The sequence below is a fragment of the Peribacillus sp. GL_122 genome (genome assembly GCF_057835005.1).
Map to the genome: position 1 here is coordinate 1,697,582 of NZ_CM174415.1, position 11,296 is coordinate 1,708,877.

Annotated in this window: 12 protein-coding genes; all 12 read left to right on the forward strand. The window is 41.1% G+C overall.

Translation table 11 applies throughout. The features are described from left to right. Window positions 1–18 precede the first annotated feature (18 nt). Genes fliM through AC3ISB_RS08360 form a run of 12 tightly spaced genes read left to right on the forward strand, consistent with a single transcriptional unit; the run spans window position 19 to window position 11,278 of the window. Window positions 19–1,017 (forward strand): flagellar motor switch protein FliM, encoded by a 999-nt coding sequence (fliM, locus tag AC3ISB_RS08305; protein WP_098371012.1) that lies wholly within the window; start codon window positions 19–21, stop codon window positions 1,015–1,017. Further along, entirely contained in the window at window positions 1,007–2,224 is a 1,218-nt protein-coding gene (fliY, locus tag AC3ISB_RS08310; protein WP_141992169.1) for a flagellar motor switch phosphatase FliY, read from the forward strand. Before fliM ends, fliY begins: the two co-directional genes overlap by 11 nt. 17 nt (window positions 2,225–2,241) lie before the next feature. Further along, the gene (gene cheY, locus AC3ISB_RS08315; RefSeq protein ID WP_063231856.1) at window positions 2,242–2,604 is read left to right on the forward strand and encodes a chemotaxis protein CheY; all 363 of its coding nucleotides are present in this window, start codon (window positions 2,242–2,244) and stop codon (window positions 2,602–2,604) included. A gap of 15 nt (window positions 2,605–2,619) precedes the next feature. Then, window positions 2,620–3,279: a flagellar biosynthetic protein FliO gene (locus tag AC3ISB_RS08320; RefSeq protein ID WP_480339119.1), complete on the forward strand. Its 660-nt coding sequence runs from the start codon at window positions 2,620–2,622 to the stop codon at window positions 3,277–3,279. Continuing rightward, the gene (gene fliP, locus AC3ISB_RS08325; RefSeq protein ID WP_480339118.1) at window positions 3,276–3,941 is read left to right on the forward strand and encodes a flagellar type III secretion system pore protein FliP; all 666 of its coding nucleotides are present in this window, start codon (window positions 3,276–3,278) and stop codon (window positions 3,939–3,941) included. The genes AC3ISB_RS08320 and fliP overlap by 4 nt, the downstream gene beginning before the upstream one ends. Window positions 3,942–3,955: 14 nt before the next feature. Beyond that, window positions 3,956–4,225 (forward strand): flagellar biosynthesis protein FliQ, encoded by a 270-nt coding sequence (fliQ, locus tag AC3ISB_RS08330; RefSeq protein WP_141992167.1) that lies wholly within the window; start codon window positions 3,956–3,958, stop codon window positions 4,223–4,225. A gap of 3 nt (window positions 4,226–4,228) precedes the next feature. Then, entirely contained in the window at window positions 4,229–5,005 is a 777-nt protein-coding gene (fliR, locus tag AC3ISB_RS08335) for a flagellar biosynthetic protein FliR (RefSeq protein WP_144550239.1), read from the forward strand. Between the two features lies 1 nt (window position 5,006). Beyond that, the gene (flhB, locus tag AC3ISB_RS08340) at window positions 5,007–6,089 is read left to right on the forward strand and encodes a flagellar biosynthesis protein FlhB (protein WP_098371006.1); all 1,083 of its coding nucleotides are present in this window, start codon (window positions 5,007–5,009) and stop codon (window positions 6,087–6,089) included. Between the two features lie 40 nt (window positions 6,090–6,129). Further along, window positions 6,130–8,166, forward strand: coding sequence for a flagellar biosynthesis protein FlhA (gene flhA, locus AC3ISB_RS08345; protein ID WP_480339116.1), 2,037 nt, complete (start codon window positions 6,130–6,132; stop codon window positions 8,164–8,166). Then, window positions 8,163–9,320: a flagellar biosynthesis GTPase FlhF gene (flhF, locus tag AC3ISB_RS08350; protein ID WP_489276009.1), complete on the forward strand. Its 1,158-nt coding sequence runs from the start codon at window positions 8,163–8,165 to the stop codon at window positions 9,318–9,320. Before flhA ends, flhF begins: the two co-directional genes overlap by 4 nt. Beyond that, window positions 9,304–10,170, forward strand: a complete 867-nt coding sequence (locus AC3ISB_RS08355; protein WP_480339115.1) for a MinD/ParA family protein — start codon at window positions 9,304–9,306, stop codon at window positions 10,168–10,170. Before flhF ends, AC3ISB_RS08355 begins: the two co-directional genes overlap by 17 nt. A gap of 10 nt (window positions 10,171–10,180) precedes the next feature. Then, the gene (locus tag AC3ISB_RS08360) at window positions 10,181–11,278 is read left to right on the forward strand and encodes a protein-glutamate methylesterase/protein-glutamine glutaminase (protein ID WP_480339114.1); all 1,098 of its coding nucleotides are present in this window, start codon (window positions 10,181–10,183) and stop codon (window positions 11,276–11,278) included. Window positions 11,279–11,296: the final 18 nt, after the last annotated feature.

Below are 11,296 nucleotides of genomic sequence, written 5' to 3' on the forward strand. Positions count from 1 at the left end.
CTTTGGAGGTGAGTGTTAATGTCCGGGGAAATATTATCGCAAAATGAAATAGATGCACTGTTATCGGCCATTTCCACAGGTGAAATGGATGCAGATGATTTAAAAAAAGAAGAAGTAGAAAAAAGAGTGAAAGTTTACGACTTTAAAAGGGCGCTTCGGTTTTCAAAGGACCAAATCCGCAGTTTGACTAGAATACACGAGAACTTTGCGAGGCTGCTGACCACATACTTTTCTGCTCAACTTAGAACCTATGTCCAAATATCCGTTGCTTCGGCAGATCAAATACCATACGAAGAGTTTATCCGATCAATTCCAAAAATGACAATCATGAATGTTTTTGAGGTACCGCCCTTGGATGGCCGAATCATTCTTGAGGTCAACCCGAATATCGCCTATTCCATGATGGATCGTGTTTTGGGCGGGCGGGGCATAAGCGTGAATAAGGTAGATAGTTTAACCGAAATAGAAACGAAAATCATGTCGAATTTATTCGAGAAGGCTTTTGAAAATTTACAGGAGGCTTGGGGAACGATTGTTGAAATCGAACCGGTAATGACAGAGTTCGAGGTGAATCCACAATTTCTGCAACTGGTTTCACCCAACGATACTGTTGTGGTCATTTCCTTGAATACACAAATCGGAGAAACGAGCGGAATGATTAATGTTTGCATTCCTCACGTCGTATTGGAACCAATCATACCAAAGTTATCCGCTCATTATTGGATGGAAAATTCCCAAAAGGAAAAAATTCCAGAGGAAATCATGATTTTGGAAAAGCGTATCCGAAACGCAGATCTTCCCATTATTTCCGAACTTGGTTCTACGGATATCACCATCCACGACTTTTTGCTGCTTGATGTTGGCGATGTCATCGATTTGAATAAGGCAATCGATGAACCTTTGACGATTACAATTGGGGGGATCCCAAAATACAGTGGGCAGCCAGGAAAAGTAGGAAAAAAACATGCTATCCAGATTCTTGATATTTTGAAAGGGGGAGACGAAGATGGTAAGTGATGGAATGCTTTCACAAGACGAGATAGATGCCCTTTTAAAAGGTACAAGTGATATAGAGGATGAGGTGTTCCCTCTTTCGATTGACGATTATTTATCAATGATGGAACTCGACGCTCTCGGTGAAATTGGTAATATCTCCTTCGGAAGCTCGGCCACTGCCCTATCCACTTTGTTGAATCAGAAAGTGGATATCACCACCCCGACGGTTACTTTAATTGAAAGGGGACATATCGCGGAAGAATTCCCGCATCCGTATGTAGCGATTCAAGTGCAATATACAGAAGGTTTTTCAGGTATAAATATGCTGGTCATCAAGCAGAGCGATGCTGCTATCATTGCAGATTTGATGCTTGGCGGAGATGGGGAGAATCCTTCTGACCTGCTTGGGGAAATTCAATTGAGTGCTGTTCAGGAAGCAATGAACCAAATGATGGGTTCTGCTGCGACATCCATGTCGACCATTTTTAGTAAAAAAGTGGATATTTCTCCACCTAGCATAGACTTACTTAATTTTTTAAACGGTGTAGGTGAAAATGCGATACCTGACGAGGATTTATTTGCAAAAATCTCGTTCCGCCTCCGTGTCGGCAACTTAATTGATTCCAGTATTATGCAATTGTTACCATTAGAGTTTGCTAAAGGGTTAGTTTCTGAATTATTAAATGGGACGAGCGAAAGCGAACCTACCGATATTAAAACGCAAAAAGTACTAAGTGATCCAGTAACAAACATTCCAAATCAGGAGCCTGCATCATTCCAGGACACCAGGTCAGATCGATCGGCAAACGAAATTTATGGACAAAGCGGTCACCAAACCCAACCTGCGAACCAAATGCCGAATGTTCCACAACATTTTGGAGTTTCATCCGTACCAACAGGACAGCCGGTAAATGTTCAGCCTGCCAGTTTCACTAGTTTTCAGCCTTACCAGCTTCAGGAGTCTGAAACGAAAAATCTCAGCATGCTGATGGATATCCCTTTGCAAGTAACTGTGGAGCTTGGAAGAACGAAACGCTCCGTCAAGGATATTTTGGAGCTGTCCTCCGGATCGATCATTGAATTGGATAAATTAGCAGGAGAGCCAGTGGATATCCTGGTAAACAGCCGCTTGATAGCAAAAGGTGAGGTAGTGGTAATTGATGAAAACTTTGGGGTACGTGTTACGGATATCATGAGTCAAAGTGAACGATTAAATAAAATAAGATAATTTGGGGGACGAGAATAATGGCTAATAGAATTTTAATTGTGGACGATGCAGCATTTATGAGAATGATGATAAAGGATATCCTTTCTAAAAATGGTTTTGAAATAGTCGGGGAAGCAGCAGATGGCGCCCAAGCAGTGGAAAAATATAAAGAAACCCATCCGGATCTTGTAACGATGGATATTACAATGCCTGAAATGGATGGGATTACAGCGTTAAAGGAAATTAAAAAGGTAAATCCTCAAGCTAAGGTCATTATGTGTTCTGCGATGGGGCAGCAAGCCATGGTCATTGATGCGATCCAGGCGGGTGCAAAAGACTTTATCGTGAAGCCATTCCAGGCAGACCGGGTATTGGAAGCCATAAATAAAGCATTAAGTTAAGAGGGTGTCTTCATATTGTTTTTAATAAAAAAATGGCTTCAGGTCTCACTGTTGATAGCAGTATTCTTCTCTGGGTCCATACAGGCCCATGCGGAAGACCTTGATAAAACAGTGAAGGCTGTTTATGAGCAGCCAGATGATTTAAAGGTGGATAAAGATGAATCAATAGACTCGAAAACTACCGAACAGGCTTCTAATCCTGACAAAGTGGGGATAACCGTTTGGGAGTTTCTGAGGATGATATTTGCTACTATTTTTGTTGTGGCCCTTCTATATATCCTATTGAAATTCATCAATAAAAAAAATAAATCGTATCAAAAGGCAAATTCAGTGGAGAATTTAGGCGGTACGGGCCTTGGGGCAAATCGTTCAGTCCAGCTTGTTAAAGTAGGCGGGCGAATATTGGTGATCGGGGTTGGCGAAAATATTCAGCTCTTGAAAGAAATAGATGATCCCGAGGAATATGAACAGCTTTTGAAAGATCACAACGATAAGATCGATCAAATGATCCAGCCTGGGGAATTTGCCATGAAGTTGAAAAATAAGTGGTTGAAGAAAAGCGAATCCGAAACTGCCAGTTTCTCTGCAGAGTTCAAAAATCAACTTGATCAAATGTCCGATAGCAGGAAAAGGCTGTTAAATGAGCTTGGTAGGAAAGGAAGAGACAATGAATGAATGAGTTCATGGAGTTTTTTAATAACAGTGATCCCACTAATGTCTCTACTTCCGTAAAACTTGTTCTTCTAATGACTGTCTTATCGCTGGCTCCAAGCATATTGATCTTGATGACCTGTTTTACAAGAATCATCATTGTCCTTAGCTTTGTGAGAACATCGCTAGCCACCCAGCAGATGCCGCCGAACCAGGTGCTGGTCGGCCTGGCACTTTTCATGACTTTCTTCATAATGGCACCGACTTTTCAGGAAGTGAATGAAAAGGCATTAACCCCGTTATTTAATGAAGAGATAGATTTAGAAGAGGCATATGTACAGGCCTCGATACCATTTAAGGAATTCATGAGTGCCCATACAAGGCAAAAGGATCTGGCGTTATTCTTGGAGTATGCCAAGGTGGATAAGCCGGTAACGATACAGGACATACCCTTGACTGCCTTTGTACCAGCTTTTGCTATCAGTGAAATCAAAACGGCTTTTCAAATAGGTTTTATGATTTTCATTCCATTTTTGGTTATCGATATGGTCGTTGCAAGTGTCCTGATGTCGATGGGGATGATGATGTTGCCCCCAGTCATGATTTCCCTGCCATTTAAAATCCTCCTTTTCATTCTTGTTGACGGATGGTATTTAGTAGTGAAGTCTTTATTACAGAGTTTTTAAGCAGGTGAGAGAATATGAGTGCAGAGCTTGTTATTGATATAGCAGAAAAAGGAATTTATATGGTATTGATCATCGCTGGTCCATTGATGGTAATCGCTCTTATTGTAGGACTGCTAGTAAGCATCTTTCAGGCGACTACACAGATTCAGGAACAAACCTTGGCATTTGTTCCAAAAATCGTCGCAGTCTTATTGGGACTCATTTTGTTGGCTCCATGGATGCTGAGCCACCTATTATCATATGCAAATGAAATATTCGGTAATCTGAATCGATTTGTAGGGTAGGGCATGGAGGAACTTTTTCCGCACTTTCCCGCCTTTTTATTAATTGTGGTACGGGTCACTACGTTTTTCGTGGCCATGCCGATTTTTTCGTACCGTTCAATACCGGTACAACATCGGGTAGGGCTTGGGATTTTCCTTGCCTGGATCATGTACTACACCATCGATGCTCCGGTTCTGGAATTGGATGTCACATTTTATTTATTGATCATGAAGGAAGCGCTGGTTGGGCTTTTCATCGGGTTTGCAGCTTATATGATTTTATCAGCCGTTCAAATCGCTGGTGGATTGATTGATTTTCAAATGGGTTTTTCAATTGCGAATGTCATCGATCCCCAAACGGGGGCACAAAGCCCATTGATGGGACAATACCTTTATACAATCGCTTTATTATTCCTATTGAGTACCAACGGCCACCATTTGCTTTTGGATGGAATTTTTTATAGTTATCAGTTCATTCCGATTGACCAATTATTTGTACCATTCGGAGATCATACACTGATAGAATATTTGGCCAAAACTTTCAGCAAAGCTTTCATGATTGCTTTTCAAATGTCCATACCTGTAGTGGGAAGCATTTTTTTAGTGGATGTCACGTTAGGGATCCTTGCCAGGACGGTCCCTCAATTAAATGTGTTCGTTGTCGGGATTCCAGTGAAAATCATTGCCGGCTTAGCGGTTATCATACTGGTGATGGGGATGATGATGACAGTTGTCACACAACTCTTCAATTTCTTGCTTTTGACAATGCGTCAACTAATGCAGTTGATTGGAGGCGTTTGATATGGAGAGTTTTCAGCTGGATTTACAGTTTTTCGCTGGAGAGAAGACCGAAAAGGCGACTCCAAAAAAACGTCAGGATTCGAAGAAAAAAGGTCAGGTGGCAAAAAGTCAGGATGTAAATACCTCTGTGAATTTAATTGCGGTGTTTTCTGTGCTATTGCTTATGGGACCATACATGTATAATCATCTGCGCGGTCTCATGAAAGAATACCTGCAACATTTTACCTTGTCTGGATTCAGCGAGGAGAATATGCAAATTATCATGATTGAGGTTTTAAAGGAGATGGGCCTTATCCTAGGACCAGTTTTCGCAGCAGCGATAGTGGCTGGGATATTGGCTAATGTCATGCAAATCGGGTTTTTGTTTTCGACTGAATCCATTCAGTTCAAACTTGATAAATTGGATCCCATTAAAGGATTCAAACGTATTTTTTCAATGAGGGCCATTGTTGAATTATTGAAATCCATTCTTAAAATATCATTTGTTGGTTTTGTTGCCTTTTATGTACTATGGCAGCGCATGGACGAGATTATGATTTTATCACAGATTTCTGTGGAAGAAGCGATGGCAACATTGGCGGATATTACGATTAAAGTGGGATTTTATGCTGCCGTGGCTTTATTGTTCATTGCTCTATTAGACTATTTGTACCAAAAATATGACTTTGAAAAAAACATCCGGATGTCCAAACAGGATATTAAGGATGAGTATAAAAATTCCGAAGGGGACCCGCTCATCAAATCCAAGATAAAGCAAAAGCAAAGGCAGATGGCCGCTCAAAGAATGATGCAGGAAATTCCCAATGCGGATGTCGTCATCACTAACCCGACGCATTTTGCTATTGCTTTAAAATATGATGAAGAAAAAGCTGAAGCTCCGTACGTAGTGGCGAAGGGCGTTGATTTTGTTGCTCAGAAAATTAAATTCATTGCTAAAGAAAACGATGTGGTCATGGTGGAAAATCGGCCTTTGGCCAGGTCTTTATATGATCAAGCTGAATTAGGCCAGGCGATACCTGAAGAGTTCTTTAAGGCGGTCGCTGAAATACTGGCCTTTGTATATAAAACCAAAGGTAAACTGTAAAGAAGTAATAGGGTAACCCGCTAGTTAGGAGAGAAAAAACATGCGAGCAAGGGATTTAGTTGTTATATCAAGCGTCATCATGATCGTTGCCATGTTGGTCATTCCATTGCCAACATGGTTGTTAAGTGTTTTACTCCTTTTAAATATCTCTCTTGCGTTGCTGGTTCTATTGACTACGATGAATATGAAAGAACCCCTCGAATTTTCAATCTTTCCTTCCTTGCTCCTTTTACTGACATTGTTCAGGCTGGGGTTGAATGTTTCGACGACTCGTGCCATTTTGACCTATGGTGATGCTGGAGGAGTTGTAGAAACCTTTGGGTCGTTTGTAGTCGGCGGTAACGTGCTTGTAGGATTAGTTGTATTCATCATTTTGGTCATTATCAATTTCATCGTCATCACGAAAGGCTCCGAACGGGTCTCGGAGGTAGCGGCAAGGTTTACGCTGGATGCGATGCCAGGTAAACAGATGGCCATAGATGCAGATTTAAATGCTGGGATGATCTCCGAAAACGAAGCACGTGCCAGAAGGGAAAAAATCAGTAACGAAGCAGACTTTTATGGATCCATGGATGGAGCGAGTAAGTTTGTTAAAGGGGACGCCATAGCTGGCATCATCATTGTCATCATTAACTTGATTTTCGGTATGATTATTGGCGTCATGCAATTGGATATGAGCTTTGGAGAAGCAGCCGTCCATTTTTCCATGTTATCGGTTGGAGACGGTATCGTGAGTCAGGTACCTGCTTTATTGATTTCTACAGCTACGGGTATTGTCGTAACCCGGGCAGCCTCGAACGGAAACCTCGGAGCGGATATTGTTGAACAGTTATTCCAATTTCCCAAAATGCTTTACCTGACAGCAGCAACCATTTTCCTTTTAGGGTTATTCACTCCCATTTCCGACTTATTCACGATTCCGATCGCTGCTTTATTAGTCGTTGGAGGGTATACAATTTCAAGGATACCAAAGCAGGACGAAAGTGAATTACAAGAAATGGAAGAAGTGCTGGAAACCGATGAAATGAAAAGTCCAGAAAGTGTCGTTAACCTTTTAAGTATCGACCCGATCGAATTTGAGTTTGGATATGGATTGATTCCGCTTGCGGATGCCAATCAAGGGGGAGACCTGCTGGACCGGGTTGTCATGATCCGCAGGCAGCTTGCAATTGAATTGGGGCTCGTGATCCCTGTCGTCAGAATACGTGACAACATTCAGTTGAATCCCAATGAGTATCGGCTGAAGATTAAAGGAAGTGTCATGGCCAAGGGGGAATTGCTCCTTAATCATTTCTTGGCAATGAGTCCAGGGATGGAGGATGATTCAATAGAGGGAATCGATACGATAGAACCGTCTTTCGGTTTACCGGCCAAGTGGATCACGGATGATATGAAAGAACATGCCGAGATGTTGGGTTATACAGTTGTGGACCCGCCAAGTGTTGTATCCACTCACTTGACGGAAGTCATAAAGGCCAATGCGCATGAATTATTGGGCAGGCAGGAAACGAAACAATTGATCGATCATCTCCACGAATCGGCACCTATACTAGTAGAGGAAGTCACTCCGAATCCCTTGTCCATAGGAGATGTACAAAAGGTATTGGCAAAATTATTGAAGGAAAAAGTTTCAATAAGGAACTTACCGATCATTTTCGAAACACTTGCTGATTATGGCAAGCTATCGACTGACACAGATTTGCTTACTGAATATGTAAGGCAGAATTTAGCCAGACAAATAACGAATTCTTTTATTTCGGATGAAAATAGAATTAAAGTCATAACATTATCGGGGAAAGTGGAAAAGACCATCGCGGATGGTGTACAGCAAACCGAACATGGTAATTTTTTATCATTGGATCCAACTATATCGCAATCCATATTGGAGGCAATTGCAGCCAAATTGGAAGAGCTGACCCTAATGGATCATCAACCGATCTTACTCTGCTCTCCAGCAGTAAGGATGTATGCCCGGCAATTAACTGAACGTTATTTTCCTCATGTACTGATTCTTTCATACAATGAACTCGAATCCAATGTAGAAGTACAAAGTGTAGGGGTGGTGAATTTCGATTGAAGGTAAAGAAATATTTGGCACAATCAATGAACGAGGCAATAAAGCGAATAAGGGAGGAACTAGGCAGTGATGCGGTAATCTTAAGTTCAAAGGCTGTATATACTGGTGGTTTCTTAGGATTATTCAAAAAGAGGAATATTGAGGTCATTGCAGCCATAGACCCCGTGTCCCAGCCTGTCCAAACCGTAACCAAACAAAAATCGAAGAAGTTGCCATCAAAGCTGGAAGTGGCAAGTGATGCCTCTGAACCTAATGAAGGCAATAGGGAAAGTGCTGTCTTAGTAAAAGAAATCGAAGGTTTGAAAGATATGATAAAGAGTTTGCAAATCTATTCACCTGATAGAAAATATCCGGGGAAACTGCAGAAAATCCACGAATACCTAACCGAGCAGGAAGTGGATATATCACTTCGGTGCCAAATCATGGATGAACTACTTGAAAAATGGTTCGTTTTTAAACAGCAATCCACTGATGAAGAGGTTCAAGTTTGGTTGGAAGAAGCCATGTTCGCGATTTTGGAAAAGGTCGAAAATGGAAAAAACAGGCTGCGAAAAAAGTATATTAATATTGTTGGCCCAACAGGTGTGGGAAAGACAACGACTCTGGCAAAAGTAGCTGCGGAAACCATGTTGAAGCATGATAAAAAGGTGGCTTTCATTACGACGGATACGTACAGGATCGCCGCAATAGATCAACTTAAGACATATGCCAAGATTCTAAACGTTCCCATTGAAGTCGCTTATAATCTGGAAGACTTCAAAAGGGCGGCTGAACGTTTCTCCCATTATGATTTTGTTTTTATTGATACGGCAGGAAGGAATTTCCGTAACCCGCAATATGTTAAGGATCTTAATGAAATCATCCATTTTACAGATGAGATGGAAACCTATTTAGTGTTGTCATTGACTTCTAAACAAAAGGATATGGAAGATATTTATCGACAGTTTGCTACCATACCGATTAAACAGGTCATTTTTACAAAAGCGGACGAAACCTCCACTTTCGGGCCGATATTCAATTTTATACACACTCATAAATTGGGAGCGGCCTATATAACAGATGGACAGAATGTGCCAGACGATATTGAAATAGCTACATCATCACAGCTATTGAAAATGGCTTTCGGGGCTAAAAAATATGAAAGATCAAGCTGAGAATTTACGAAAAAGATTGGAAGCCCGCCAAAATAAATTAATCGCCAAAACGATTTCCGTTTTAAGCGGTAAAGGTGGAGTGGGAAAATCAAACTTTACTTTGAATTTTTCCATTGCCTTATCCCAAAGAGCCAAAAAGGTACTGTTGTTCGACATGGATATCGGTATGGGGAATATTGATATTTTGATAGGTGAACACTCTCCCTGCAGTATTATTGATTTTTTTGAAAAAGATTGTAGTTTGAAGGATATCATCATGCCAGGACCGGGAAATATTTCAATCATTACAGGTGGAACAGGGTTGACGGATCTCTTTTCACTTGATGAAGATAAGTATACCCGTTTTAATGAAGAATTCAGTTTATTGTTGGCGAATTACGATTATATCTTATTTGATATGGGGGCAGGCATCACTAAGGATTCCATGAAATTCCTGTTATGTGTGGATGAATTAGTCGTTATCACGACGCCTGAACCTACTTCTATCATGGATGCATATTCCGCAATGAAATATATCCATTCAGTAAATAAAGAGATTCCATTGTTCCTAGTTTGCAATCGGGTTTTCACGAGTAAGGACGGCAAAGAAACGATTAAGCGGCTCCAAAATGCACTAGTGAAATTTTTGGGACTGGAAACTGTAGCTCTAGGGTACTTGCCAGATGATAGAACCGTTCCCAAGTCTGTTACCAAACAAATGCCCTTTCTCCTTTTCGATTCTGAAGCCGATGTATCCAAAGCCATTGTGGACATTGCTTCGAGATATGCAAATCATTCATTTGGGGAAGAATTGACTTTGCAAAAAAGCCATTTCCTCCAAAATATGAAGAGATATTTTTTTGGAAAGTAGGTCTCCTTATATGGGTAAAGTAAAAGTGCTGATAGTGGACGATTCTGCGTTTATGAGAAAGTTAATTTCAGAGTTTTTAGCAGAAGATAGCAGGGTGGAAGTCATCGGGACTGCCAGGAATGGAAGAGATGCCATTGACAAAATAAAGGCTTTAAAACCCGATGTCGTGACTTTGGATGTGGAAATGCCGATTATGGACGGATTGGAAGCATTAAACCGGATAATGAATGAATGTCCAACCGCTGTAGTCATGTTATCAAGCACCACGAAAAAAGGAACGGAAAATACATTTGCCGCCATGAACAGTGGAGCCTTTGACTTTGTGGCTAAACCTTCGGGAGCCATTTCATTGGATTTACATAAAATCAAGAAAGAACTCCATGAAAAAGTTATGGCTGCCAGCAGGGCAAATGTTCACAAACTAGAAAAAAATGCGAAAAATATTGAAAGAAGCTCATCCGTTTGGGGAAAATATAGTAAAATAGATTCAACTGAATTGTCAAAAAACGAAAAAAACCAAAAAAAATGGTCCTATGGATACAAGAATATAATAGTCATCGGTACATCAACGGGAGGCCCGAGAGCTCTGCAGACTGTCTTGACAGAACTCCCAGAAGAAATTGATGCACCCATACTCATTGTCCAGCATATGCCCCCCGGTTTCACAAAATCCTTGGCAACACGCCTGAATTCATTATGCAAGATTAAAGTGAAGGAAGCTGAAGAGGGAGAACTGATTCAAAAAGGTGTCGCTTACATCGCACCTGGAGGTTTTCACTTGAAAGTGAGGAAGGTAGGGATGAGCTGGGCAATCCTTTTGGATCAATCCGAAGTGCGTCATGGACATCGCCCGTCGGTTGATGTGCTATTTGAATCGGTAAGTGAAATGAATGATTCTGCGAAAATAGCCGTTATCATGACCGGGATGGGGATGGACGGGTCGAGGGGGCTTACCAATCTTAAACAAAAGGGTCCTTTAAAAGCGATAGCCGAATCACAGGAGACATCAATCGTTTTTGGTATGCCTAAGGCGGCAATCAATACCAAGTTAATAGATAGCATAGAGGATGTAGAAAAAATAGCTAAAGCGATAATAAGCTATTGTTAACACGTGGAGGTGTGAGAT

Coding starts and splice junctions, on each gene's coding strand:
- fliM (WP_098371012.1), top strand. CDS start 19: ATGTCCGGGGAAATATTATCGCAAAATGAAATAGATGCACTGTTATCG.
- fliY (WP_141992169.1), top strand. CDS start 1,007: ATGGTAAGTGATGGAATGCTTTCACAAGACGAGATAGATGCCCTTTTA.
- cheY (WP_063231856.1), top strand. CDS start 2,242: ATGGCTAATAGAATTTTAATTGTGGACGATGCAGCATTTATGAGAATG.
- fliP (WP_480339118.1), top strand. CDS start 3,276: ATGAATGAGTTCATGGAGTTTTTTAATAACAGTGATCCCACTAATGTC.
- fliQ (WP_141992167.1), top strand. CDS start 3,956: ATGAGTGCAGAGCTTGTTATTGATATAGCAGAAAAAGGAATTTATATG.
- fliR (WP_144550239.1), top strand. CDS start 4,229: ATGGAGGAACTTTTTCCGCACTTTCCCGCCTTTTTATTAATTGTGGTA.
- flhB (WP_098371006.1), top strand. CDS start 5,007: ATGGAGAGTTTTCAGCTGGATTTACAGTTTTTCGCTGGAGAGAAGACC.
- flhA (WP_480339116.1), top strand. CDS start 6,130: ATGCGAGCAAGGGATTTAGTTGTTATATCAAGCGTCATCATGATCGTT.
- AC3ISB_RS08355 (WP_480339115.1), top strand. CDS start 9,304: ATGAAAGATCAAGCTGAGAATTTACGAAAAAGATTGGAAGCCCGCCAA.
- AC3ISB_RS08360 (WP_480339114.1), top strand. CDS start 10,181: ATGGGTAAAGTAAAAGTGCTGATAGTGGACGATTCTGCGTTTATGAGA.